This window comes from Pseudoalteromonas sp. 0802, from assembly GCF_013350085.1.
Lineage (GTDB): Bacteria > Pseudomonadota > Gammaproteobacteria > Enterobacterales > Alteromonadaceae > Pseudoalteromonas.
On record NZ_JABVXE010000003.1, the window covers coordinates 293,801 to 319,609 of the forward strand.

Genomic DNA, 25,809 nt, shown 5'->3' on the forward strand with positions numbered 1-25,809 from the left:
GTCGCGAATGCTAACACGCCACGATAAAGGGTATAAAATTTCAATTAGAGCCAGTGTCTTGCTGGTATTTGCCCTTGCAAGTTTACTCACAGGCGTGGTGGCGATTAGTTTGCATTATTACTTTAGTGAAAAGCTGATACTGCAAACTAAATCAGAACAATTTAAACAAACTAGCCAGCAAATAGCCGATCACATCACTCGAATCAACCATCGTGCCGACAATACCTTAAGCGTGATGATCCACGACACGCGATTATTTTCGAATAGCCAAGATAATAAAGAGATTTTACAGCATGTATTGCTCGAAATTTTAACGCGCCATCCAGACTTTTATTCGCTTATTCTTGGTCATGCTAATGGCGACTTATTACAGGTTATTAATTTAAAAGGCTATGCCAAGCTTCCTTCATCGTTTCAACTTGATGAAGACGATCATTGGCTGGTGTATCAAATTACAGGGCAGGGCAGCGATCGTAAGCAAGTAACCACGTATTTAGACGAGTCGCTCAACGTTCGTAAAAGAGATACGCAAGCGACAGATTACGACCCGCGCACCCGTGTTTGGTTTCAGGATGCAACCAGTACTTCGGTGACGAAAACTGAGCAGTATGTGTTTAACGTATTTGATGTACCAGGTTATACCTATGCAATTAAATCAGCGCAAACAGGCGATGTATTAGCGATTGATATTGCCAGTGCAAGTTTGAATCATTTTTTAACCGCGCAACAAACTAAAATGAAGCACTTGGTTGAAAGTGAAATGTATGTTTATCGGGGTGATGGCGAGATTATTGCGAGTAGTAAAAATCAAAGCCATCAGCATAGTTTTGCTGATTTATCCCAGTTAGTTAAATTAGATGAGCAGCAATCTGGGCTTGCTAATAAAGCGCATCAATTTGGTAAAATGCTAAGCGTGCAAGAAAAGGGCATAGAAAAGTACATGTTTGTGCTGCCTCTGCCGCTCAGTAGCGATATGCAATCTGATGAAGTGGATTATTTCACCGTACTGGTATCTAAAGATGACGTGTTAGCGGTAATTAAAGAAAAAATACGCATTTCAATTTTAGTCACGGGTTTATTTTTACTTTTGCTGCTGCCCGTTTCATGGTTTTTTGCCTCTTCAATCGTTAACCCAATACTTAAACTAGTGGGTGAGAACAAAAAAATTCAACAGCGCGATTACAATGAGGTCTCAACACTTTCGAGCCATATTTTAGAAATTCATTATTTAGCTAGTTCGATGGTCGATATGAGTCGTTCCATTGAGCAACATGAAAATTCACAAAAAGCGTTGATGGAATCCTTTGTTGAGCTTATTGCGCAAGCCATTGATGATAAATCTCCCTATACGGCAGGGCATTGTGAGCGGGTGCCAGAGCTGGGTATTTGGCTTGCTGATGCAGCATCAGGTTCAACAGATGAGGCGTTTTCTAAGTTCAGCTTTAAAACCCCTGATGAGCGACGCGAGTTTCGTTTAGCAGCTTGGTTGCACGATTGCGGTAAAATCACCACACCAGAGCATATTGTTGATAAAGGCACTAAGCTCGAAACCATTTATAACCGTATTCATGAAGTACGCACCCGATTTGAAGTGCTGCTGCGTGATGCAAAAATTGCTTACTATGAACAACTATTAGCGCACCCAGAGCAGCAATCTGTGCTTGAGCAAAAGCTTGAGCAACAAACTGAAAAGTTACACGCAGACTTTAGCTTTATTGCTGCCTGTAATGTTGGTGGTGAGTTTATGGATGAAGCGCAGCTGTCTCGTTTACATGAGGTTGCTAGCATTAAGTGGCAGCGCCATTTTGACGCAAGTTTAGGTTTATCACCCCTTGAAGAAATGCGTATGGCTGATTTGAAGAGTCAGCATTTACCTGTCGAAGAGTCACTGCTAAGCGATAAGCCAAGTGATTTAATTCCACACGAAAAAGCCGTTGAGTACCCAGAGAGTTTGGGCATTAATATGGTCATTCCTGAGTATAAATATAACCTTGGCGAAGTGTATAACTTGTCGGTTGCGCGGGGCACGTTAACAGCGGAAGATCGATTTAAGATCAATGAGCATGTGATCAGCACAATTCGTATGCTTGGTAGTGTGCCATTCCCTAAAGAATTAGCGAAAGTTCCGCGTTATGCGTCAACCCATCACGAAACCTTAAAAGGCACCGGTTATCCACGAAAATTAACCGCTGAGCAGTTATCAATACCTGAACGTGTGTTAGTACTTGCTGACATCTTCGAAGCATTAACCGCGGCAGATAGACCTTATAAAAAAGCGAAACCTCTGAGTGTTGCTATTGATATTTTAGCGAAAATGGTCGATGACGATCACATTGACCGTGACGTATTTGAGCTCTTTTTAACTTCAGATATATACCTAAAATATGCAAAACAGTTTTTACATGAGTCGCAAATCGATTCGGTCGATATTCAAAAATATCTAAGATAATTATTTGCTTATGCTTTAGGCTAATATTGCAGTGTTTTTGTTTGTAATACAAAGTTATTGGTGTATAAAGATTATACAAGCTAATATTATTTACGAACAAAGCATTGCAAGGAGATGCATAAGTGCTGGTATCTGCTTTTCAAAAACTTAAACAAAAAATTCGTTTTTCGATTCGTCTTACCGTTGTCGCGGTGTTCGTATTAGCCACCTCATTAACAGCTCTGATTGCAATTAGCCTGCAATATTATTTCAGTGAAAAAATGGCTTTAGAAGCCAGTGTTAAAAACTTTAATTTAGCTACCGGCTCCGTTGCTGATTACCTTACTGGGGTGAATGAAAAGTCAGAAAACACATTAAGTGTGATGGTACAAAACAGCAGCCTTATCAGCGCCGACAGCGTAGATAAAAGTGAACTGAGAGATGTCATGAGCGAAATCATGCAGCTCAATCCATTGTTTTATGCCTTATATGTCGGCTATGAAAATGGTGACTTTTATGAGTTAATTAATTTAGAAAGTAGTGAAATTGTTCGCCAGCAGTTGCAAGCCATTGAAGCGGATCGTTGGGTAGTGATCCATATTAGCGGTGAAGGTGCAGAGCGTATTCAGCACACTCATTACTTTGATCAGCAATTTAATTTGCGTATCTCTCAAACAAAGAGTACCAGCTATGATCCGCGAGAGCGTTTGTGGTTTAAGCAAGCAAACTCGACCCGAGTCAATAAAACCAAGCCGTATTTTTTCACTCACTTGCAAGCTCCCGGGCAAACCTATTCGATAAAGTCGGCAAGAGAAAATAGTGTATTGGCGTTAGACGTGAGCCTATCGAGCATCTCTGAGTATTTAAGTAAACAGCAAAGTAAAATGAGCAGCCAGTATTTAAGTGAGCTGTATATTTACAACAAAGAAGGTGAAATTGTTGCCTCTAACCAACAAAAAAATAGCTTACTATTGCCAAGGCTTGAAAAGCTAGCTCTTACTGAAGATCAGCAAAGTGTATTGGCGAAGTACCCTTATTTAAGTGTTTCTAACGAAACCAATTGGCCACCAATGGACTTTAGTGTTGGCGGAAACCCAAAAGGCTATAGTATTGATTATATTAATGGTTTGGCTGAGTTACTTGGAATTAAGGTGACTTTTATTAATGGCTTTACCTGGGCTGAGTTTTTAAGCCAATTTGCAAAAGATGAAATAGACATTATTCAGCCTATTTTTAAAACGCCTGCCAATGAGCCGCTTGGTCTTATGAGTCAAACTATGGCGACCTTACCGTTCAGTATCATTACAGCAAAAGGTTCCACACCCGTTGTTACTATGAAGCAGTTAGCGGGCAAACAGTTGGCTATTGGCGAGGGCTGGTCGGTGATTAACGTGATCAAAGAGCACTTTCCCGACATCGATATTGTTGAGCTACCTAGTACTAAAGCGGTGCTTGATGCAGTAAGCCAAGGGCGCGTCTATGCTGGTTTAGACAACGAGGCGGTATTCAAGTACACCCAAAAGCAGTTTTTTATTGATGGTATTCAGTACAATCAGCTTGATAGTTATAGCCACGATCTACTACCCGATACCCTGCATTTATTGTTTCATCCAGAGGATGCAGCGCTTAAAGACTTAATCGATATGGCAATCACTCAGTTGCCAAATTCGTACATTGCGGCACTCGAGCGAAAATGGTTAGGGAGCGATGCCAGTCAGCAAACACAAGTTATTGGCACTGTGCCATATCCTGAGTTTCTAACTTTAATTACAGATGAAACAAACTTTGCCCATTTACGTTTGATGACCCTAAATGGCATTGAAAAGTACGTGTATATCACTCCGCTTTCAGAAGGGGGCATTAATAGCGATTACTTAGCGATAGTGGTGCCGAAAGAGGGGGTACTAAGCTCTACCCGTGAGAAAATTAAGCTCTCTATTTTTATCACTGCCGCATGCTTAATTATGGTATTGCCGGTGTCGTGGTTTTTTGCCTCACCCATTGTTGCACCTATTAAGACCTTAGAGGGCGAAAACTTAAAGATAAAGCGCCGTCAGTTTGACCAAGTTTCAACGTTAAAAAGCAATATTAAAGAAATCAATAACCTGGCCACCTCTATGGTGCAAATGAGTCAATCTATTCAGCAGCATGAGCAAAATCAAAAAGCCTTAATGGAATCATTTATTGAGCTTATTGCGCAGGCCATCGATGATAAATCGCCTTATACAGCAGGGCACTGCGAGCGGGTACCAGAGCTGGGCATTATGCTGGCCAAAGCGGCTTCAAGTTCCAATGAACACGCTTTTAAAGAGTTTGCCTTTAAAAATAAAGACGAGTTAAGAGAGTTTAGCCTCGCGGCTTGGCTACATGACTGCGGTAAAATCACCACCCCAGAGCATATCGTCGACAAAGGCACTAAGTTAGAAACCATTTATAACCGTATTCATGAAGTGCGTACACGTTTTGAAGTACTGTGGCGAGATGCAGAAATCGCTTATTTAAAAGCATTGCAAAGTTCACCAGAAAAGCAACCTGAGCTCGAGGCTGAGCTTGGCAAACGCCAAGCACAATTACGCAGTGATTTTTCGTTTATCGCAGCTTGCAATGTGGGTGGCGAATTTATGGATGAAGCAAGTCTTAAGCGTTTAGAGGCGCTAAGTAACATAACGTGGCAGCGACATTTTAACGATAAGGTAGGCCTTTCTCCAGTTGAAGAGCTGCGAGTTCACAGCAGCGATGAGCAGTTGCCTGTTACTGAAAAGCTACTTTCAGATAAGCCTGAACATCTGATCACCCATGATAAACCTATTGAGTATGACGAGCGCTTAGGCATTAAAGTAAGCATTCCTGAATACAAGTATAATCTTGGTGAGCTGTATAACTTGCAAATTCAGCGCGGTACGTTAACAAACGAAGACCGCTTTAAAATTAATGAGCATATTATCAGCACTATTCGAATGCTCGATAATGTGCCGTTCCCTGAAGAGTTAGCACGGGTGCCACGTTATGCCTCGACCCATCACGAAACTCTAAAAGGCACGGGCTATCCGCGTAAGTTATCTGCAGATGATTTATCGATACCTGAGCGTGTGCTGGTGCTAGCTGATATCTTTGAAGCATTAACCGCAGCCGATAGACCTTATAAAAAAGCCAAGCCACTCAGTGTTGCCATTGATATTTTAGCCAAGATGGTAGCCGATCAGCATGTTGATGAAGATGTGTTTAAATTGTTCTTAACTTCAGGTATTTACCTTGAATATGCAAAACGCTATTTAAACCCAGAACAAATCGATGATGTTGATATCGCAAAATACCTGTAACTGAGGGTGGTTGCTTTTACTTTAGAGTGAAAAGTCCGTACAATTCGCCTCGTTTTTAGTGACGCTTTTAACGAGATGAATTCAAGCCGTATGCATCAGATTGCTGACTTAATCGCTATTTTTGAAAGCACCTTTTATCAAAGCCATAACACGCGTTTGATCAAAGGTGATGATGAACCTATTTACCTGCCTGCTGATGAGCAAACGCCTTATCACCAAATTGTGTTTGCCCACGGTTTTTATGCCAGTGCTTTACACGAAATTGCCCATTGGCTGGTGGCAGGTAAGGCACGTCGGTTAAAAGAAGATTATGGCTATTGGTATTGCCCAGATGGTCGTGATAAGCACCAGCAAGCTGAATTTGAAGCAGTTGAAGTAAAGCCCCAAGCTATCGAATGGGCGCTCAGTACTGCAGCAGGTTTTGATTTTAATGTATCGGTTGATAATTTAAATGGCGAGCAAACCTGTCGATTCGATTTTCAAGCGCGAGTTCACCAGCAAGTGTTGAGCTTTTTAGCATCTGGCTTTAATCAGCGCACGACAGCACTTCTTAAAGCATTGAGTGATTTCTATAAAACCCCATGGCCACTATCGGCTGCTCAGTTTACGTGGCAGCGCGATTTTCATGGCAACCCAGGAGCTTTATCTGATGCAGTTTAAATTAGGTTTGATTGTAAATCCGGTTGCCGGCTTAGGTGGCAGTGTCGCACTAAAGGGCAGTGATGGCGCAGATACCGCCGCAAAAGCAATGCAACTTGGTGCTGAGCCAAAAGCAAACTTACGCACTCGAGCGGCACTTGAAGTGCTGCTTGCCCATCAAGATGACTTAATCATTTACACTGTAAACGCTGAAATGGGCGAGCAAACGGCAAAGCAACTAGGCTTTCAAAGCCAAGTTATTTACCAAACAAACGATATCACCACTCCAGATGACACAGAGCAGGCTGCCAAGCTATTAGTTGAGCAAGGTGTCGACCTTATTTTATTTGCGGGTGGCGATGGTACTGCCCGTAATATTTGCCATGCGGTTGGCGATAGCACTCCTGTATTAGGTATTCCTGCAGGCTGTAAAATTCATTCTGGGGTTTATGCTATTACCCCAAAAGCAGCTGGGCGTGTTGTTGAGATGCTAGTTAAAGGTGAACTTGTCAGCCTTGGTGATGCTGATGTAATGGATATCGACGAAGAAGCATTTCGCGAAGGCACGGTAAAAGCTAAGCGCTATGGTGAAATGCAAGTGCCGAGTGAAGTACGTTATGTACAGGCGGTTAAAAATGGCGGTAAAGAAACCGATGAATTAGTGCTTGCCGATATCGCTGCCTATGTTGTTAGTGAAATGGATGAAGACTGCTTATATGTGATGGGCAGTGGTTCTACAGTCGCGGCAATTATGGAAGAAATGGGTCTTGAAAATACCTTGCTGGGTGTAGACTTAGTGGCAGACCAAGAGCTTATCGCGCAGGATTTAACTGCTCAGCAATTACTTGAACTTACACAAGGTAAAGAAACCAAATTGGTGATCACCTTAATTGGTGGCCAAGGCCATATCTTCGGCCGAGGTAATCAGCAATTAAGCCCTGCACTTATTCGTGCCATTGGTCGCGACAATATTATTGTGGTGGCTACTAAAACTAAATTACAGGCCTTAAATGGCCGACCACTGATTGCCGACACGGGTGATAGTGAGTTAGACGATGAATTAAGTGGTTACATTCGCGTAACCACAGGTTTCAATGACCATATTATGTATGCAGTGGGTCATCAAGATGGGCTGCACCCAGAGGAGAAGTAACAATGAGTTTAGTAAGTTATATTGATGCAGCGCAGCAATATTTTGATGATTTAGTCGATAAAGCAACTGACGACGAGCTATTTGCTGGTGGCTATTTACGTGGTCACTTTGACTTAGCTGTAGGCTATGCACAAGTAGAAGAATTAAACTTATCGATTGATGAGTTAAATAATCAAGTTGAATCTAGCCTAGTTAAAGCTTATCGCAACGGTGAGTTAAACGAAGAAGATAAAGAGCTTGTTGTGCGCTTATGGGATGAAGTTAAAGCTCTTGCAGCCTAATCTAATTAAATAAAATTCTGTAAAGCGACCTGTGTCGCTTTTTTTACATTATCACTTTACCTTTATCAGGTAATTCCATTAACTTAAAATTTACCTTAGTAGTTAGATACGTTAAGGTTAACGAGATATTTTTCCAGGGAATTTGAAAATGAATAACAATAATGATGTGCAGGCACCAAGTGGTGCAATCGCACGTTTTCTAAATACCATAGAAAGGGTAGGTAACAAGCTGCCTGATCCGGCGATTATCTTTTTAGTCGCAATGCTACTTATTTGGTTTTTATCTTGGCTTTTCTCGGGCACTACATTTGATGCAATCGACCCGCGCACCGGCGAAGCCATCGTTGTAAACAACCTATTAGCAGGGGACTCCCTTGCCACCTTCTTATCTTCGATGGTTAAAACCTTCACTGGCTTTGCGCCGCTTGGTGTAGTGCTGGTTGCTATGTTAGGTGTTGGTGTTGCTGAGCATTCTGGCTTTATCAATACCGGTCTTAAATTAATGTTAAAAGTAACGCCTAAGCAACTTTTAACACCGTCTATTATTTTAGTGGCGATTGTTAGTCATACCGCAACTGATGCCGGTTACGTACTAGTTATTCCACTTGCTGGAGTTATCTTTTATGCGATGGGGCGCCATCCGCTAGCTGGTATTGCAGCTGCGTTTGCCGGGGTAAGTGGTGGCTTTAGCGCAAACTTTATTCCGTCAGGGATTGACCCGTTACTGCAAAGCTTTACCCAAAGTGCGGCGCAAATTATTAACCCAGATATGGCGATTAACCCGCTTAATAACTGGTTTTTCACCTCAGCTTCGAGCTTATTTATTATCTTATTAGGTTGGTATATCACAGATAAAATCATCGAGCCACGTTTACAAAACACGCCACTTGATGGAGATACCGAAGACCTACCTGCCTTTGATGAAGCACGCAGTGATGAAAAGCGTGCGTTTTATATTGCAAGCACTGTGATGATTGCAGGCCTTGCTCTACTTTGGTTTATCTCAGCGCCAGCCGACTCAGCAATGCGTAGCAGTGATGGCTCGTTAACTAATTTCCGCTCGCCATTAATGCAATCAATTGTGCCACTTATCTTCTTACTGTTTTGGATCCCTGGTGCCGTCTACGGTTTTGCCGTGGGTACCTTCAAAAGCTCTAAAGATATGATAGATGCAATGAGTAAAGCGATGAGCGGCATGGCTTACTATATTGTTATGGCGTTCTTCTGTGCGTTATTTATTGCTGCATTTAGTAAATCAAACCTAGGTGCATTACTTGCAATTGAAGGGGCGCAACTATTAAAAGCAATGGCTCTGCCAAGCTCAGTCACTGTGGTAGGTATTATTTTCTTAACGGCGTTCGTGAACCTATTTGTCGGCTCAAGCTCAGCAAAATGGGCGCTATTAGGGCCAATCTTTGTACCCATGCTGATGCAACTGGGTATTTCACCTGATTTAACACAAGCAGCGTACCGTGTAGGTGACTCAAGCTCGAATATCATCACGCCATTGATGCCATACTTCCCACTGGTTGTTGTGTACTGTCAAAAGTATGTAAAAGGCACCGGTATCGGCACTTTAATCGCGATGATGTTACCGTATTCAATCGCCTTCTTAATCGGTTGGAGTATCTTCTTACTCGCATACTGGGGCTTAGGTATCCCTCTTGGCTTACAATCAAGCTACGCATACCCAGCCATCGGCTCATAAGGATTAAACTAACAAAGCCTCAGCAATCCAGTGTGAGGCTTTAAAAAACTGAAGGCTGATAGCTGACGGCTGACAGCTTTACTACAGACACAAAAAAACCTTGTCACTCTCATGACAAGGTTTTTTATTGCTTACAGCTTACAGCTTACAGCTTACAGCTTCGTTTAGTTCGCAGTGAAGCTCACTGGACGACGCTCTTTACGAGGGCCACCACGTTTTTCGCCACGGTCTTTGAAGTTACGCTTCTTATCACCACGATCACCACTTGGGCGCTCAGAGCGAGGAGCCGCAGGACCTTGGTCTTGCGTTAGCGTCATATTCATCGGACGTTTACAGATAAATACCTTTTGGAAGTGATCAAGCACATCTTTTGGCATGTTCTGTGGTAACTGTACCGTACTGTGATTGTCATGTAAGCGAATATCACCAATGAACTTGCTTGAGATATCAGCTTCGTTAGCAATCGCACCAACGATATTTTTAACTTGTACACCGTGCTCACGACCTACTTCGATACGGTAAGTATCCATAGGACCCATGTTACGGCTGTTGCGCTCACGCGGCTCACGAGGTTTACGCTCGCGTCCTTGGCGGTCGCCACGATCACCACGCTCATTGCGACGACGCTCGTTGCGTTCGCCACGTGGTTGAACTTTAACTTCTTCAACCTTGATTGGTGATTGTTGCTGCGCTAAACAAAGTAATGCACCTGCTAAATCTTCAGTACTTAGCTCAAGTTTTTCTGCCATGTTAGCAGCAACTTGATTAAAGAAAGTGATGTCTTTGTTTTCAAGAGCAATTGTAAGCTTGTCTTGAAGCGCTTTAATACGCTTTTCTTCAACAACTTTAGCTGTTGGTAAATCAACTTGTGCGATATCAGATTTCGTATGACGAATGATATTTTTAAGTAAATAACGCTCGTTATGTTTTACGAAAAGAATCGCTTTACCTTGACGACCCGCACGACCAGTACGGCCAATACGGTGAACGTAGGCTTCTGAATCTTGTGGAATATCGTAGTTAATTACTAAGCTTAAACGGTCTACATCAAGACCACGTGCAGCAACGTCTGTTGCAATAACGATATCAACTAGGCCGTTTTTCAAACGATCTACTGTACGTTCACGTGCTTGTTGGTTCATGTCACCATTAAGTGGTGCCGCAGAGAAACCTTCGCGCTCAAGTAATTCAGCTAACTGTACCGTGTCGTTACGTGTACGTACGAAAACAATTGCACCATCGTATTGTTCTGCTTCTAAGAAGCGAACGATTGCTTTGTTTTTGTGTACGTGTGCATTCCAAAATACTTGCTCAACCGTTGATACAGTTGAGTTACGCGCAGAAATATGAACTTGCTCAGGCTCATTCATGTACTTGCTGCTGATATTTTGAATTTGCTTAGGCATGGTCGCCGAGAAAAGACATGTTTGCTTTTCACGTGGCGTTTTCTCCATGATGCTTTCTACATCATCAATGAAGCCCATGCGTAACATTTCGTCTGCTTCATCAAGAACAAGGGCTTGTAAGCTCTCAAACTTGATTGTGCCACGGTTAATGTGGTCAATTAAGCGACCTGGCGTTGCAACAATGATTTGCGCGCCACGACGAAGTGCACTTAGTTGGATGCTATAGCTTTGGCCACCATAAAGGGCTAAAACTTCAACACCACGAGTATGCTTAGCATATTGTTCGAATGCCTCAGCTACTTGGATCGCAAGTTCACGCGTAGGCGTTAAAACAAGGATCTGTGGCTGCTTCACAGACGGGTCAATATTATTTAGTAACGGCAGTGCAAATGCTGCTGTTTTACCTGTACCCGTTTGCGCTAGTCCCAGTACGTCCTTTCTTTCTAGCAATAACGGTATACATTGAGCTTGGATTTCAGATGGAGTCTTGTAACCCAACTCTTCAACTGCTTTAAGGATTGCAGGAGAAAGATTTAGAGATTCAAACGTGACTGGTTCTGACATTAATACGCCTCAACGAATTTAAAGAGGCGCGCATTGTATAGGAAATACAATGCAATTGCTTGTATAAATTACAACTAATTTGTATGTGGTTGATGTTGGTCATAATTTAATCAGTTCAAAATTACCAAAATCAACCACGTTTACAATTTATTGATATAACCCTAAATTTTCTTTAGCGTATGCTTCGAATTCAGTGAAGCCACCAATGTGGGCTTGGTCAATAAAAATCTGTGGTACGGTTGGGCAAGGTTTACCTGCAGACTGTTCTAAATCTGCTTTGCTGATGCCTTCTTTAATGATGTCGATATAACGGTATTTAAAATCGTCACGCTCATTTGCTAGTTTTTCAGCAACGTCTTTTGCACGAACACAGTATGGGCAGCCTTCACGGCCAAAAATTACAGTTAACATATCGCTCTCCTCGATTTGAATGTGTTTATCATCTTAACGGATTAAATGAATAAAAACAGCGCATAAAATCGATTGCACTGTTCTGTTTTTTCTCACTAAATGCGATTGAGCTAATCAAGTGTGCGCATCCTGAGGCCAAGTTCTGTTGAGTAACCCATAGAATGCGCAGTAATGGCCAACTGCTCATCAATAACATAATAAGTTGGGTAGGCACTGATTTTATAATCTTGACCTGTACTTTTACTGCCAAGTAACACCGGCATTGTTAATTCGAGTGAATCAGTAAACTGTTTAACTTCAGCAATATTTTGGTAATCGAGGGCAATTGCTATGGCATTTAACTTACCTTGCTGATGAGCCTTTTCTAAATTTGGCATACTGTAGCGACAAATTGAGCACCAAGGTGCAAAGAAATACACCACTGTTTGCTTTCCTTGTAATTGTGCAATGGTCATCCGCTCTGTTGGGTCTTTTAGCGTAGCTAAATTAAAATAGGGGGCAGGAGTTTTATCAGTTGAGAGTAAATTACGTTGCTGAAATGCGGTTACGGCATACACAACGACTGCCATTAACACGACATTTTTTAGCACACTGATAAATTTTTTTAAAAAAGTTGGATTTTTTTTCATTGTTATTTTGTACGTTGTTAGCCCTTTAAAATCAACTTATTCAGACCAGTTTGAGGGTGTTAAAATTTCAATTAACTTAAAAAAAGTGCAATTTTTTTTGCTAAAAATCTTGAAAAGATTTTACCCGCCCATAGATAGTTTAATGAGGACGCCTGATGGGTCCCAAACAAACTAAAGTAATTGAAATATATAGTATTAATTTAACTTTGTTAGCACTGGTTCAATAGAAGAGTACTAACAAAATATCGCTTAAATATGAGGATATAATTATGCGTACAGTAGACTTATCACCACTTTATCGTTCATTCATCGGTTTCGATCATTTAGCATCATTAATGGATGCGGCAGCTCGCACAGACAAGCAGCCAAGTTTTCCTCCGTACAACATCGAAGCACTCGATAAAGACAAATATCGTATCACTATGGCTGTAGCAGGTTTTAGTGACAGTGAATTGACCATCGAGTCAGAAAACAACACATTGAAAGTCAGCGGTACTAAAGCTGATAAACAAGATAATGCTGAACGTAAGTTCATTCACCAAGGCATTGCTGAGCGTAACTTTGAGCGTAAATTCCAATTAGGTGACCACGTTAAAGTGCTTGGTGCAGACCTTGAAAATGGCTTACTAAGTATCGATTTAGAGCGTGAAATTCCAGAAGCTTTAAAACCACGTAAAATCGAAATCGGTAATGGTAAATTACTCGAAAACAAGTAATTACCAACAGCATTGTTTCCCCTAGTTAGTTTTGCCGCCTCATTTGAGGCGGCTTTTTTATTGTTAAAGCTTTTCTAAATTATCCAAGCACCAGTTAGCCCGTTTGAGAGTGGCTTGCTGTACAGATTCATCCTGTTTATACCAGTTTTTATAAATCATACCGATACGTGGGTTTTGTGATAGCTGTTGTTCGTGCTCTAACATAAAATGCCAATATAGGCTGTTGAATGGGCAAGCATCCTCAGTGGCTTTTTCTTTAATGTTGTAGCTACAATGTTTGCAGTAATCACTCATTTTGTTGATGTAATTTCCACTGGCTGCATAGGGCTTAGTGGCAATTAATCCCCCGTCAGCAAATTGGCTCATTCCCCGAGTGTTGGGCATTTCTACCCATTCTATGGCGTCGATATAAATACCTAAATACCATTCATCTACTTCACTTGGCTCAATAGCGGTTAATAAGCAAAAGTTACCCGTGATCATCAAGCGTTGTATGTGGTGTGCATAAGCCGTTTGCAGGCTTTGTGTAATGGCATGGTGCATACAATTCATGTTTGTTTTACCATGCCAAAAATAATCGGGTAGGGCACGCTTTGCATTTAAGGCATTTTTGCTGGCGTAATCAGGCATATTTTGCCAATAAATACCACGTACATACTCGCGCCAACCGAGAATTTGCCGAATAAAACCTTCAACTTGTGCAATATCAATAGTTTGCTTATCAAAGCTAGTTAACACTTGCTCGATGACCTGCATCGGGTGCAGCATTTTAGTATTAAGGGCAAACGATAAACGGCTGTGATACAAAGACCATTGGTACTGGGACTGGCATGTCATGGCGTCTTGAAACTGACCAAAATGAACCAGTAAATGGTCGCAAAAAAAATCGAGTAACTGCTTTGCTTCAGCGCGTGTGGTTGGCCAAATTAACGTTTCGCTGCACTCACCAAAGGTGTTTACTTTGTGCTTTTCTATTCGTTTAAGGATGTGGCTAACATCGTGACCGAAACACAATGGTTCTGGAATTTCTGTAAGATCGTTCGGTTTTAACTTGTTTCTATTTTGCTGATCAAAATTCCATTTGCCACCACTAGGTTGATTATCATCGTCCATTAAAATATTAAAACGTTTGCGCATAGCACGATAAAAAAACTCCATTTTTACCGGCTTATTTGGCTTAAAGTGCTGGTCAATATCATTAAAAGGTAGTAGAAAGTGTTCTGAATCAACTGCATTGACATTAAATTCGCTCTGCTGTGAAAAGTCTGCAAGTTGCTTTTTAAGGCGGTATTCGTCTGGGTATTGATACTCAATATTTTGGCACTGATAATGCTTAGCTAACCGGGTGAGTAGCCCTGGTAGTGAGTCATCATCTTGTGTGTCATCAAGAGTCAGATGTAGGCAGTTTAAATTCGCTTTTGTCAGTGCATTAGCAAAGTTTTCCATTGCAGCAAAGAAGGCGACCACTTTTTGCAGGTGGTGCTTTACGTAGTCTGTTTCTTGTTTTAACTCAGCGATGACATACAGCGTATCTGGTTGTGATTTTTCTTTAAACCAGCTGTGGCTTGCATTAAGTTGATCGCCAAAAATAAATCTTAAGGTGGTGTATTGCACTTCAAATAGCCTTTGCAGCAAGTAATCTAGGTAACTACGAAGCAATCACAAAGATAGATCGATAAATATAGTCTATAAAAGGTACATGAGTGACATTTTTAATGAGTCATTACTAAGGAAGGGTCGAGATGAAAATTAACTTACATTTACTATTTATAAGCCTGTTAGTTTGCCCTTTGGCCCACAGCACTGTTTATCACTGTGAGAAAAACGGTGTTGCTGAATTTAGCCAACAGCCCTGTGGCAAAGATGCCAAGTTGATTACCATTAAAGAACAAAATCCACACCTTTCGGGCGCGTCAGATAATGCTGTACAAGCATCAGCAGGTAGAGATACCGCAGAGGTCGACCGTTATATCCGCTTAAAGCAAATCGATGCGCAAATAGCAGAACATAACAATAAAATTGATACGTTCAAGCTCAAAATGGACAGGGAAATAGTGGCTTTAACTGAGCAATCAGATGCTCAGCTACGTAACTTAGTGGGGGCTAAAAAACAAGCTGCAATCGCCAAACAAATGACCGCGGTATCTGAGCGTTACGGCGTGCTTATCGACAGTGAGCAGCGCAGTATTGATAGACTCACGGCTGAAAAATACACGTTAACTTCAGCTGCAAATACGGTTGCTAATAATGAGGTTGCTAGTTTTATTCGCTCAAAACAAATTATGCGTAAAATTTCAGAGCATGAAAATAAAATAGATACTTATCAAAGTGAGTTAAACATGCAAATGTCAGAGCTTGAGCAACAACTAAGTAGCCGCCCACGTAATTTAGCTGATGCGAATAGCGATAACGCACTAGCTGACAAAATGACAGCTTTAACGAGTCGTTTTAACACCTTAATCGCCATAGAACAAAAACAAATAGATAGGCTCAACAGCGAATTGACCAAGCTATGAGCTTAAGCGTGCTGGGCAATAAGCGCTAAACGACACCACATTTGAATAAGCAAACAAGTAACTTTTTACGATGTTGGCAAATATTCTCGTAGCTTGCAGCCAAGCTTGATGTAATTGCGTACTAATGTGATGAATATACGACTTGCGCGTATCAATAAAGGCTTCGCAAAGGGTATCGATATCCTCAAATGACACGTTTAAAAAGCTCAAGTTATTCGCTAAATAATGAATAAACGGCGTGACTTGCTGTAAGTCATCGAGGTGACTTACTACTTTGTTGAGCGCACAGTAAAGAATATAGCTGCGCTTAGTTATGCTTTCTTGCTCAGGCACTGTCATGGTTAATTGACGAGCACTAAGACTGCGATGATATGCGCTTGTAAACTGATGAAAATCCGGTTTTAGCAATTCAATATCTTGTAGTAACAGTCTTTTTTGAAATGAAGATAGACTCATAGTAAATCGCTTAATAGCCAAAGCTATAGGTTGTTCTTATTATATGACTAAATATAGACGAGAATTTTCAGTTATGGGAATTTTTATGACAAGGCTGTCATAAAAATTTTAGGCAAAAAATAGTCTAACTAATTCATGTAGGAAGGTTGCTAATTGAGCGCTACATGCTTATAATAGCCGCCATTGAATTGAGGTGTTTAGCACTCGATTAAATGATATTAAGTTACTTTTAATATCTATTGGCGCGGGATGGAGCAGCCTGGTAGCTCGTCGGGCTCATAACCCGAAGGTCGTCGGTTCAAATCCGGCTCCCGCAACCAAATACATGCTAAGGCATTGTAAGTGTACTTAGTATGCACAGTAATTTTTACTGTATGAAGTCGCGCATTCTGGTAATGCGCGTTTTGCGTTTAGGCTATCTAGTTTAATTTAGTCAGGTGACTGACTCGCAACCAAGCTTGGCCCTAGGCCACACAGTTTTATGCTTTAGGTGTGACGCCCCGCTTGGTTCGGGGCGTTGTTGTATCTGCTTGGCGGTGATTTTAAATCATTATTAAACTCAGTATTTCAGGGCTATATGCCCTTTTTTTGTTTGTATGGAGGATTTTCGTGACAAAACTTGAGCAAGATTTAGTAGCCATGCTCTCACCGGCCGTTGAAATGTTAGGCTTTGAGTTACATGGTCTTGAGTTTGTGCAAGCTGGTCGCCACTCTACATTACGTGTTTATATCGATCACGATGCAGGGATTACGGTTGACAATTGTGCCGACGTTAGTCGTCAAGTTAGCGCAATTTTAGATGTCGAAGACCCAATTACAAATGAATATGATTTGGAAGTTTCGTCTCCTGGTGTTGATCGTCCATTATTCAAACAAGATCACTACGAGAAGGCGCAAGGAGAAGAAGTACGCGTGCGTACAAAGCTTCCGCAAGATGGTCGTCGTAACTTTAAAGGCGATTTAGTATCAGTTAGCAGTGATATGATCACACTTTCAGCAGATGGCGCTGAGCATATGATTATGCTTAGTAACATTGAACGTGCGAACATCATCGCAAAGTTTTAATTCGAGTGCGAAGGAATAGGGCAAGCGAGGCATAACCCATGGCAAAAGAAATATTATTGGTTGCTGAAGCCGTCTCCAATGAGAAAGCGGTTCCAAAAGAAAAAATTTTTGAAGCGTTAGAGTTCGCATTAGCGACTGCAACAAAGAAAAAACACGATGGCGAAATCGAAGTTCGCGTATCAATCGACCGTAAAACAGGTGATTACGACACATTCCGTCGTTGGAAGATTGCTGAAGTTCTTGAAGATGGTTCTTTAGAAAATCCTTACAGCGAAATCACACTTGAAGCGGCTCAGGTTGAAGACGAAAGCCTACAATTAGGTGATTACGTTGAAGAACAAATTGAGTCAATCAAGTTTGACCGTATTACAACACAAATGGCTAAGCAAGTTATCGTACAAAAAGTACGTGAAGCTGAGCGTGCATTAGTGGTTGAAGAATACAAAGATCAACAAGGCGAATTAGTAACAGGTGTTGTTAAAAAAGCAACCCGTGATGCAATCGTACTTGACCTTGGTAACAATGCTGAAGCGGTTATCTACCGTGATGATATGTTACCGCGTGAAAACTTCCGTCCAGGTGACCGTATCCGTGGTCTTCTTTACGAAGTTAAGCCAGAAGCACGTGGCGCGCAGTTATTTGTAACGCGTTCTAAGCCAGAAATGCTAATGGAACTTTTCCGCATTGAGGTGCCAGAGATTGGCGAAGAGATGATTGAACTACGTGCAGCTGCACGTGATCCAGGTTCTCGTGCAAAAATCGCGGTAAAATCTAACGACAAACGTATCGACCCAGTAGGTGCGTGTGTTGGTATGCGTGGTGCACGTGTACAAGCAGTTTCAACTGAGCTTGGTGGTGAGCGTGTTGATATCGTTCTTTACGATGACAACCCTGCGCAATTCGTTATCAATGCAATGGCGCCAGCAGAAGTTGCGTCAATCGTAATGGACGAAGATACACATTCAATGGATATCGCTGTTGAAGCCGATAACCTAGCACAAGCAATCGGTCGTAATGGTCAAAACGTTCGTCTTGCTAGCCAGTTAACTGGTTGGGAATTAAACGTAATGACAGTTGATGACATGCGTGCGAAGAACGAAGCTGAATCAGATAAGCTAATCAACTTATTCACTGAATACTTAGATATCGATGATGAGTTTGCAACTTTACTTATCAACGAAGGTTTCTCAACACTTGAAGAAGTGGCTTACGTACCGGCGTCAGAATTCTTAGAAATTGACGGTTTAGATGAAGAAACAGTTGATATCTTACGTTCACGTGCAAAAGACGCATTAACAACGAAAGCGCTTAAAACTGAAGAAAGCCTAGAAGGTGCAGAACCTGCAGAAGACCTACTAGCGCTTGAAGGCTTAGAGCGTCACCTTGCATTTGTTATGGCAAGTAAAGGTGTAGTAACACTTGAAGACTTAGCTGAGCAAGGCATTGATGAGTTAGTAGACATCACTGAACTTTCAGAAGAAGAAGCTGGCAAGCTGATTATGGCTGCGCGTAACATTTGTTGGTTCGCAGACGAGTAATTTATTAACGGAGGTATTACACACTATGGCAGAAGTAAATGTTGAAAAACTAGCCGGAGATATTGGTACAACTGTTGATAAACTACTACAGCAGCTAGAACAAGCCGGTATTTCTAAAAAAGCAGGTGATATGATAACTGAGTCTGAAAAGTCGACGTTACTAGATCACTTGAGCAAGCAGCACGGCGGCACGGGCTCAGAAGGCCCAGCTCGCATGACTTTGCAACGTAAAAGCAAAAGTACGCTAAGCGTAACTGGCTCTACAGGTAAAGCGAAGTCTGTGCAAGTTGAAGTACGTAAAACACGTACTTACGTTAAGAAAAGCGCCATTGAGCAACAGCAAGAAGAAGAGCGTTTAGCTGCAGAAGAAGCTGCACGTAAAGCAGCAGAGCTTAAAGCCCAGCAAGAAGCTGAGGAGCTTAAAGCGAAACAAGAGGCAGAGCGCAAAGCGAAAGAAGAAGCTGAGCGTAAAGCCAAAGAAGAGGCTAAACGTAAAGCTGAAGCTGAGCGTAAAGCGAAACAGAAGCAGATGACCCCAGAGCAAAGTGCTAAGTCTGAACAAGATCGCGCCGAAGCTGAGCGTCTGCAAAAAGAAGCAGAAGAGGCCGCATTGAGAAAAGCTGAAGAAGAAGCGAAACGTCAAGCAGAAGAGGCAAGAAAGCTAGCTGAAGAAAATGAAGCTCGCTGGAAAAAGGAAGAAGAAGAGCGTAAGCAGCGTGAAGAAAATGCTGATCACCACCTTACGACTTCTACTTACGCACGTGAAGCAGAAGATGAATCTGATGCACGTGAAGAGCAAAGCGCTCGTCGTAAGAAAAAGAAAAAAGGACCTCAAAAAGAGAAACAGTCTACTGGTCCTAAAGGCAAGAAAGGTAAGCTGAAAGCACCAACGTCTTTACAACATGGTTTCCAAAAACCAACAGCAGACGTGAAAAACGAAGTTCGTATCAGTGAAACAATCACTGTTGCTGAGCTTGCATCACGTATGGCAGTTAAAGGTGCTGAAGTTGTTAAAACGATGATGAAGATGGGTGACATGGTTACCATCAACCAAGTGATTGACCAAGAAACAGCACAACTTGTAGCTGAAGAAATGGGTCACAAGGTTATCATCGTTAAAGAAAACGAATTAGAAGAGAAAGTACTAAGCGACCGTAGCGAAGAAGGTAAAGCCATTCCTCGTGCGCCGGTTGTAACAGTAATGGGTCACGTTGACCACGGTAAAACGTCAACACTTGACTACATTCGTTCAGCAAAAGTTGCTTCAGGTGAGGCAGGTGGTATTACACAGCACATTGGTGCATACCACGTTGAAACAAATGGTCACATGATCACGTTCTTAGATACTCCGGGCCACGCCGCGTTTACATCAATGCGTGCACGTGGTGCTAAAGCAACGGATATCGTAATCCTAGTCGTTGCTGCGGATGATGGTGTAATGCCACAAACTAAAGAAGCGGTTCAGCACGCCCGTGCTGCAGGCGTTCCTTTAATCATCGCAGTAAACAAGATGGATAAAGAAGGCATCGACCCAGATCGCGTTAAGAACGAACTAGCACAATTAGACGTTATCCCAGAAGAGTGGGGTGGTGACACGCAATTCGTTCATATCTCAGCAAAAACAGGTTTAGGTATTGATGACCTACTTGAAGCGGTACTAATGCAAGCTGAAATCCTAGAGCTAACTGCACCAGCTGAAGGTATGGCTGCAGGTGTTGTAATTGAATCGCGTCTTGATAAAGGCCGTGGTCCAGTTGCGTCAATCCTAGTTCAGTCTGGTACGCTTAACCAAGGTGATATCGTACTGTGTGGTCTTGAATATGGCCGTGTTCGTGCGATGAAAGATGAGAACGGTAAAGACATCAAGTCTGCGGGTCCATCTATCCCAGTTGAGATTTTAGGTCTGTCTGGTATCCCTGCTGCTGGTGATGAAGCAACAGTAGTTAAAGATGAGCGTAAAGCGCGTGAAGTAGCACTTTACCGTCAAGGTAAGTTCCGTGAAGTGAAGCTTGCTCGTCAACAAAAAGCGAAGCTTGAAAACATGTTTACGAACATGGCTGAAGGCGATGTATCAGAAGTTAACATCGTTCTTAAAGCTGACGTACAAGGTTCAATTGAAGCAATCGCTGATTCATTAACTAAGCTTTCTACCGATGAAGTTAAAGTGAAGATTGTTGGTTCAGGTGTAGGTGGTATCACTGAAACTGATGCAACGCTTGCAGCGGCGTCAAACGCAATCGTTGTTGGCTTTAACGTACGTGCTGATGCATCAGCTCGTAAAGTAATTGAGTCAGAAAACCTAGACTTACGTTACTACAGCGTAATCTACAGCCTGATTGAAGAAGTTAAACAAGCGATGTCAGGTATGCTTGCACCAGAATTCAAGCAAGAGATCATTGGTCTTGCTGAAGTTCGTGACGTGTTCAAGTCACCTAAGATTGGTGCAATCGCAGGTTGTATGGTTACTGAAGGTATCGTTAAGCGTAGCGCGCCTATCCGTGTACTTCGTGATAACGTGGTTATCTATGAAGGTGAACTTGAGTCACTACGTCGCTTTAAAGATGACGTTCAAGAAGTACGTAACGGTATGGAATGTGGTATCGGCGTTAAGAACTACAACGATGTTAAAGTTGGCGACCAAATCGAGGTATTCGAGACGGTTGAAGTACAACGTTCACTTTAATTTCGTTTAAGTTATTGCTTTAAATGGGGGCCTAGCCCCCATTTGTGTATTCGTAATTAAATTAACTTATTCTTTAACATCAATAAGTTATTATTTTAGAGTGAAATGAAATGAGAGAATTTTCTCGCACTGATCGTGTTGCACAGCAAATTCAAAAAGAGATTGCTGTTATTCTGCAACGCGAAATCAAAGATCCACGCTTAGGCATGGTGACAGTGTCTGCGGTTGAGGTATCTCGCGACTTATCTTACGCAAAAGTATTTATCACAGTGTTTAATACTGATGATGAAGATAAAGCCAAGCAAAGCGCTAAAATCTTAAATGAAGCAACGGGTTATATTCGTTCTTTATTAGGTAAACGTATTCGTGCGCGCATCATGCCTGAGTTACGTTTTGTGATCGATAACTCGCTTATGGAAGGTATGCGTATTTCAAACTTGGTTGACTCAGTTATTCGTGAAGACAATGCCAAGCATGTAGACGAAGATGACAGCGAAGAAGGCACTAAAGACTAATGGCTAGACGCAGTAAAGGTCGTGCTATTGACGGCATCTTATTACTTAATAAGCCGCAAGGTATTTCATCAAACAAAGCATTGCAGCAAGCAAAGGGAATTTACTTTGCTCAAAAAGCAGGCCACACCGGTGCGCTTGATCCGCTCGCGACGGGTATGCTGCCTATTTGTTTTGGTGAAGCGACTAAGTTTACCCAGTTCTTGCTTGATACTGACAAAACCTATGTTGTACGCGCCAAACTTGGTGAGCGAACCACGACCTCTGATTCAGATGGTGAAGTGGTTGAAACGCGCGACGTATCGGTCACCCGTGAACAATTAGCTGAGCAAATTGCCAGTTTCTTAGGTGAGTCGGATCAATACCCTTCGATGTACTCTGCGCTAAAATACCAAGGTCAGCCTTTGTATAAATATGCTCGCGAAGGTATCGAAGTGCCGCGTAAGTGTCGAAAAATTAATGTATTTAGTTTAACGCTTGATGAGTTTGATGAAGCTAATAACGAAGTACAAATGACGGCACATGTGTCTAAAGGCACTTATATTCGTACTATTGTTGACGACTTAGGTGAAAAGCTTGGCTGTGGTGCGCATGTCATCATGTTACATCGCAGTGCAGTTGGCCATTATCCAAGTGAGAAAATGGTCACTCTTGAGCAACTTGAAGAAAAGCTACAGCAAGCAAAAGCAGACGATGTTGCGCCTTCAAGCTACCTAGATGAGCTACTATTGCCAATGGATACTGCTTTGGTTGATTTACCTGTGATTGAGATTACTCAAGAGCAGGGCGTGGCATTTAGTCATGGTCAAACAGTCGTGATTGGTAAGCCTGTACCAGATGGTGTGGTAAAGGTAATGGCTGATGGGGTGTTCATTGGTACCGGTGAGCGTCATAAAGACGGTCACTTAAAATCAAAGCGTGGCTTATCAAATCAACTGCCTGAGTAAAGATTACCTTGTAGTTATTAGCAAAGCTGGGTAGAATACGCCCCGCTCAATCGTTTTGGCTGAATTAGTGATCGGCTAAAACACAATTTAAATTAATTTTTGGAGTTACTATGTCACTAAGCAATCAAGAAAAAGTTGAAATCATCGCTAAATTTGCACGCGCTGAAGGCGACACTGGTTCACCTGAAGTACAAGTTGCACTTCTAACTTTCGATATCAACAAGCTTCAAGGTCACTTTGCTAGCCACAAGCACGACTTCCACTCACGTCGTGGTCTTCTTCGCAAAGTAAGCCAACGCCGTAAACTGCTTGACTACCTTAAAGGTAAAGACATTGCACGTTACACTGCGTTAATCCAAGAGCTTGGCCTACGTCGCTAAGAACTAGATTACGAGAAAAGGGGCTATTTAGCCCCTTTTTTTGTGCGCGCATGAAAGGTATACTAGCGCACACCTAGGTAGTGGATACTGCTTAGATATCAAAAAACATCATTGCCAATTGTAGTACTTAATCGTGTTTTCATAAGCACAATTAAGTACTGTAATTGGTACTTTGATGGACTATTTTTTACCAATTCGGAGCACAGCTCTGAGTTGCTTTTACATTTAAAGGACATTTTTAAGTGCAAGCAATTATTAAAGAATTTCAACTAGGTCAACACACTGTGACCCTAGAAACAGGTGCTATCGCTCGTCAAGCTGACGGCGCAGTACTAGCAAGCATTGGCGATACTTCAGTATTAGTTACTGTTGTTGGTAAGCGTGATGCACAACCAGGTCAAGACTTCTTCCCACTAACAGTTAACTACCAAGAGCGTATGTACGCTGCAGGTCGTATCCCTGGTGGTTTCCTTAAGCGTGAAGGTCGTCCTAACGATGGCGAAACACTTATCGCTCGTCTAATCGACCGTCCAATCCGTCCACTTTTCCCAGATGGTTTCGTAAACGAAGTACAAGTAATCGCGACAGTTGTTTCTGTTAACCCAGAAATCCAACCTGACATGGTTGCTATGATTGGTACTTCAGCAGCACTTGCTATCTCTGGTATTCCATTCAATGGTCCTATCGGTGCATCACGTGTTGGTTTCATCAACGGTGAATACGTACTTAACCCAACACTAGCTGAGCTTGAAGAAAGCCAATTAGACCTAGTTGTTGCTGGTACTGATAACGCAGTACTTATGGTTGAATCAGAAGCTGAAACACTATCTGAAGACGTAATGTTAGGTGCGGTTGTTTATGGTCATGAGCAATCTCAAGCTATCATCAACGCAATCAACGAGTTCAAAGCTGAAGCGGGTAAACCAGCTTGGGATTGGACTGCACCAGAGAAAAACGTAACACTTGCTGAGAAAATCTCTGCAATTGCTGCTGATAAAGTAGGTGAAGCATACCGCATCACTGACAAAGTAGCGCGTAAAGAAGCACTAGGTGCAGCGAAAGAAGAAGTTGTTGCTAAATTAACAGCTGAACTTGCTGAAGGCGAAGAGCTAGATACGCAAGAAGTTGGCAAACTATTCGGTTCTTTAGAAAAAGAAATCGTTCGTGGTCGTATCATCGCTGGTGAAAAACGTATCGATGGTCGTGAACCAGATATGGTTCGTGCACTAGACGTAATGACGGGTGTTTTACCTCGTACTCACGGTTCTGCAATCTTCACGCGTGGTGAGACGCAAGCACTTGTAACTGCAACGCTTGGTACTGAGCGTGATTCACAGTTAATCGACGACTTAACAGGTACTAACAAGCATCACTTCATGCTTCACTACAACTTCCCTCCGTTCTGCGTAGGTGAAACAGGTTTTGTAGGCTCTCCTAAGCGTCGTGAAATTGGTCACGGTAACCTAGCTAAGCGTGGTATTGCTGCGGTACTACCTACACTTACTGACTTCCCATACTCAATCCGTGTTGTTTCAGAAATCACTGAATCAAACGGTTCATCGTCTATGGCATCAGTATGTGGTACGTCACTAGCACTTATGAATGCAGGTGTTCCAATTAAAGCATCTGTTGCTGGTATCGCGATGGGTCTAGTTAAAGAAGGCGACGATTTCGTTGTTCTTTCAGATATCTTAGGTGATGAAGATCACTTAGGTGACATGGACTTTAAAGTAGCGGGTACTTCAAACGGTATCACTGCACTACAAATGGATATCAAGATCGAAGGTATCACTAAAGAAATCATGCAAATCGCTCTTAAACAAGCGAAAGCAGCACGTCTACACATCTTAGGTGTTATGGACGAAGCGATTGCAGCACCTTCTGAAGAGTTATCTCAATTCGCACCACGCATCTACACAATGCAAATCCCTGCGAAGAAAATTGCTGAAGTTATCGGTAAAGGTGGCGCAACTATCCGTCAACTTACTGAAGAAACTGGCACAACGATCGAAATCGAAGATGACGGTACAATCAAGATCGCTGCAACTGATGGCATCAGCGCAAACGATGCAATCAAGCGTATCGAGCAATTAACTGCTGAGCTAGAAGTAGGTACTATCTACACTGGTAAAGTTGTACGTATCGTTGATTTTGGTGCGTTCGTTAATATCCTTCCGGGTAAAGACGGTCTAGTGCACATTTCACAAATCAGCACAGAGCGAGTTAACAACGTAACTGACCACCTAAGCGAAGGCCAAGAAGTTAAAGTTAAAGTTCTTGAAGTAGATCGCCAAGGTCGTGTACGTCTAAGCATCAAAGAAGCTATGGAACCAGCTGCTGAAGAAAAAGCAGAAGAGTCTAAAGACGCTTAATGATGATTGAATAACCAGTTATTTGCTGGATATAAGAAAAAGGGGCTGTTTAGCCCCTTTTTTTATGCTTTAATGAAACCTATCC

General features: G+C 42.1%; 20 protein-coding genes and 1 tRNA gene. 16 read left to right on the forward strand and 5 right to left on the reverse strand.

The genetic code is table 11. From position 1 onward, the window contains the following. Positions 1-7: 7 nt before the first annotated feature. The 6 genes from HUS61_RS09040 (at position 8) to HUS61_RS09065 (ending at position 9,529) form a co-directional block, all read left to right on the forward strand. Entirely contained in the window at positions 8-2,449 is a 2,442-nt protein-coding gene (locus HUS61_RS09040) for an HD-GYP domain-containing protein (RefSeq protein WP_175082380.1), read from the forward strand. Positions 2,450-2,571: 122 nt separating this feature from the next. Then, on the forward strand, positions 2,572-5,748 hold the full coding sequence (locus HUS61_RS09045) for an HD domain-containing phosphohydrolase (protein ID WP_175082381.1): 3,177 nt from the start codon (positions 2,572-2,574) through the stop codon (positions 5,746-5,748). A gap of 90 nt (positions 5,749-5,838) precedes the next feature. Further along, on the forward strand, positions 5,839-6,408 hold the full coding sequence (locus HUS61_RS09050; protein WP_282658884.1) for an elongation factor P hydroxylase: 570 nt from the start codon (positions 5,839-5,841) through the stop codon (positions 6,406-6,408). Then, positions 6,398-7,540 carry an ATP-NAD kinase family protein gene (locus HUS61_RS09055; protein ID WP_175082383.1) on the forward strand — a complete coding sequence of 381 codons (1,143 nt, stop codon included), beginning with the start codon at positions 6,398-6,400 and terminating at the stop codon, positions 7,538-7,540. The genes HUS61_RS09050 and HUS61_RS09055 overlap by 11 nt, the downstream gene beginning before the upstream one ends. A gap of 2 nt (positions 7,541-7,542) precedes the next feature. Then, on the forward strand, positions 7,543-7,821 hold the full coding sequence (locus HUS61_RS09060; protein WP_054553188.1) for a YfcL family protein: 279 nt from the start codon (positions 7,543-7,545) through the stop codon (positions 7,819-7,821). Between the two features lie 148 nt (positions 7,822-7,969). Continuing rightward, on the forward strand, positions 7,970-9,529 hold the full coding sequence (locus tag HUS61_RS09065; protein ID WP_175082384.1) for an AbgT family transporter: 1,560 nt from the start codon (positions 7,970-7,972) through the stop codon (positions 9,527-9,529). Positions 9,530-9,693: 164 nt separating this feature from the next. Here HUS61_RS09065 and HUS61_RS09070 read toward each other — a convergent pair whose 3' ends face one another. From HUS61_RS09070 to HUS61_RS09080, 3 genes are all read right to left on the reverse strand, one after another. Continuing rightward, positions 9,694-11,499, reverse strand: coding sequence for a DEAD/DEAH box helicase (locus HUS61_RS09070; RefSeq protein ID WP_054562104.1), 1,806 nt, complete (start codon positions 11,497-11,499; stop codon positions 9,694-9,696). Between the two features lie 147 nt (positions 11,500-11,646). Next, positions 11,647-11,910 carry a GrxA family glutaredoxin gene (locus HUS61_RS09075; protein ID WP_054553185.1) on the reverse strand — a complete coding sequence of 88 codons (264 nt, stop codon included), beginning with the start codon at positions 11,908-11,910 and terminating at the stop codon, positions 11,647-11,649. A 110-nt stretch (positions 11,911-12,020) separates the two neighbouring features. Beyond that, entirely contained in the window at positions 12,021-12,479 is a 459-nt protein-coding gene (locus HUS61_RS09080) for a TlpA disulfide reductase family protein (RefSeq protein ID WP_248527758.1), read from the reverse strand. A 329-nt stretch (positions 12,480-12,808) separates the two neighbouring features. On the opposite strand from HUS61_RS09080, the gene HUS61_RS09085 reads away from it, so the two are divergent. Further along, a complete protein-coding gene (locus tag HUS61_RS09085; RefSeq protein WP_054562102.1) occupies positions 12,809-13,255 on the forward strand; it encodes an Hsp20 family protein in 447 nt (148 codons plus the stop codon). A gap of 63 nt (positions 13,256-13,318) precedes the next feature. On the opposite strand, the gene HUS61_RS09090 is transcribed toward HUS61_RS09085, so the two are convergent. Then, the gene (locus HUS61_RS09090) at positions 13,319-14,869 is read right to left on the reverse strand and encodes a cryptochrome/photolyase family protein (RefSeq protein ID WP_282658869.1); all 1,551 of its coding nucleotides are present in this window, start codon (positions 14,867-14,869) and stop codon (positions 13,319-13,321) included. Between the two features lie 128 nt (positions 14,870-14,997). Here HUS61_RS09090 and HUS61_RS09095 point away from each other — a divergent pair, with 128 nt between their 5' ends. Next, positions 14,998-15,771 carry a DUF4124 domain-containing protein gene (locus tag HUS61_RS09095; protein WP_130166695.1) on the forward strand — a complete coding sequence of 258 codons (774 nt, stop codon included), beginning with the start codon at positions 14,998-15,000 and terminating at the stop codon, positions 15,769-15,771. Here HUS61_RS09095 and HUS61_RS09100 read toward each other — a convergent pair. Beyond that, positions 15,766-16,227, reverse strand: a complete 462-nt coding sequence (locus tag HUS61_RS09100; protein ID WP_058586320.1) for a globin — start codon at positions 16,225-16,227, stop codon at positions 15,766-15,768. The two genes, HUS61_RS09095 and HUS61_RS09100, sit on opposite strands and share 6 nt — an antisense overlap. 243 nt (positions 16,228-16,470) lie before the next feature. Between HUS61_RS09100 and HUS61_RS09105 the strand changes: the two genes are divergently transcribed. The 8 genes from HUS61_RS09105 to pnp all read left to right on the forward strand — a co-directional run bounded on the left by HUS61_RS09105 (position 16,471) and on the right by pnp (position 25,724). Beyond that, positions 16,471-16,547 (forward strand) — tRNA-Met (locus HUS61_RS09105). 289 nt (positions 16,548-16,836) lie between these two features. Then, positions 16,837-17,292: a ribosome maturation factor RimP gene (gene rimP / locus HUS61_RS09110; protein WP_054562099.1), complete on the forward strand. Its 456-nt coding sequence runs from the start codon at positions 16,837-16,839 to the stop codon at positions 17,290-17,292. 38 nt (positions 17,293-17,330) lie between these two features. Next, the gene (gene nusA, locus HUS61_RS09115) at positions 17,331-18,830 is read left to right on the forward strand and encodes a transcription termination factor NusA (RefSeq protein WP_054553176.1); all 1,500 of its coding nucleotides are present in this window, start codon (positions 17,331-17,333) and stop codon (positions 18,828-18,830) included. A 25-nt stretch (positions 18,831-18,855) separates the two neighbouring features. Further along, positions 18,856-21,513, forward strand: coding sequence for a translation initiation factor IF-2 (gene infB, locus HUS61_RS09120; RefSeq protein ID WP_130166697.1), 2,658 nt, complete (start codon positions 18,856-18,858; stop codon positions 21,511-21,513). A gap of 110 nt (positions 21,514-21,623) precedes the next feature. Beyond that, entirely contained in the window at positions 21,624-22,028 is a 405-nt protein-coding gene (gene rbfA / locus HUS61_RS09125) for a 30S ribosome-binding factor RbfA (protein ID WP_054553174.1), read from the forward strand. Next, complete coding sequence (gene truB / locus HUS61_RS09130; protein ID WP_054553173.1) at positions 22,028-22,972, forward strand: tRNA pseudouridine(55) synthase TruB; 945 nt, start codon at positions 22,028-22,030, stop codon at positions 22,970-22,972. The genes rbfA and truB overlap by 1 nt, the downstream gene beginning before the upstream one ends. Before the next feature lie 110 nt (positions 22,973-23,082). Then, a complete protein-coding gene (rpsO, locus tag HUS61_RS09135) occupies positions 23,083-23,352 on the forward strand; it encodes a 30S ribosomal protein S15 (RefSeq protein WP_054553172.1) in 270 nt (89 codons plus the stop codon). Between the two features lie 242 nt (positions 23,353-23,594). Further along, positions 23,595-25,724, forward strand: a complete 2,130-nt coding sequence (gene pnp, locus HUS61_RS09140) for a polyribonucleotide nucleotidyltransferase (RefSeq protein ID WP_175082385.1) — start codon at positions 23,595-23,597, stop codon at positions 25,722-25,724. Positions 25,725-25,809 lie beyond the last annotated feature (85 nt).

Excerpts from the sequence above, each read along its gene's own strand:
- HUS61_RS09040 (WP_175082380.1), top strand. The coding sequence starts at position 8 with ATGCTAACACGCCACGATAAAGGGTATAAAATTTCAATTAGAGCCAGT.
- HUS61_RS09050 (WP_282658884.1), top strand. The coding sequence starts at position 5,839 with ATGCATCAGATTGCTGACTTAATCGCTATTTTTGAAAGCACCTTTTAT.
- HUS61_RS09055 (WP_175082383.1), top strand. The coding sequence starts at position 6,398 with ATGCAGTTTAAATTAGGTTTGATTGTAAATCCGGTTGCCGGCTTAGGT.
- HUS61_RS09060 (WP_054553188.1), top strand. The coding sequence starts at position 7,543 with ATGAGTTTAGTAAGTTATATTGATGCAGCGCAGCAATATTTTGATGAT.
- HUS61_RS09065 (WP_175082384.1), top strand. The coding sequence starts at position 7,970 with ATGAATAACAATAATGATGTGCAGGCACCAAGTGGTGCAATCGCACGT.
- HUS61_RS09070 (WP_054562104.1), bottom strand. The coding sequence starts at position 11,499 with ATGTCAGAACCAGTCACGTTTGAATCTCTAAATCTTTCTCCTGCAATC.
- HUS61_RS09075 (WP_054553185.1), bottom strand. The coding sequence starts at position 11,910 with ATGTTAACTGTAATTTTTGGCCGTGAAGGCTGCCCATACTGTGTTCGT.
- HUS61_RS09080 (WP_248527758.1), bottom strand. The coding sequence starts at position 12,479 with ATGGCAGTCGTTGTGTATGCCGTAACCGCATTTCAGCAACGTAATTTA.
- HUS61_RS09085 (WP_054562102.1), top strand. The coding sequence starts at position 12,809 with ATGCGTACAGTAGACTTATCACCACTTTATCGTTCATTCATCGGTTTC.
- HUS61_RS09095 (WP_130166695.1), top strand. The coding sequence starts at position 14,998 with ATGAAAATTAACTTACATTTACTATTTATAAGCCTGTTAGTTTGCCCT.
- HUS61_RS09100 (WP_058586320.1), bottom strand. The coding sequence starts at position 16,227 with ATGAGTCTATCTTCATTTCAAAAAAGACTGTTACTACAAGATATTGAA.
- nusA (WP_054553176.1), top strand. The coding sequence starts at position 17,331 with ATGGCAAAAGAAATATTATTGGTTGCTGAAGCCGTCTCCAATGAGAAA.
- infB (WP_130166697.1), top strand. The coding sequence starts at position 18,856 with ATGGCAGAAGTAAATGTTGAAAAACTAGCCGGAGATATTGGTACAACT.
- rbfA (WP_054553174.1), top strand. The coding sequence starts at position 21,624 with ATGAGAGAATTTTCTCGCACTGATCGTGTTGCACAGCAAATTCAAAAA.
- truB (WP_054553173.1), top strand. The coding sequence starts at position 22,028 with ATGGCTAGACGCAGTAAAGGTCGTGCTATTGACGGCATCTTATTACTT.
- rpsO (WP_054553172.1), top strand. The coding sequence starts at position 23,083 with ATGTCACTAAGCAATCAAGAAAAAGTTGAAATCATCGCTAAATTTGCA.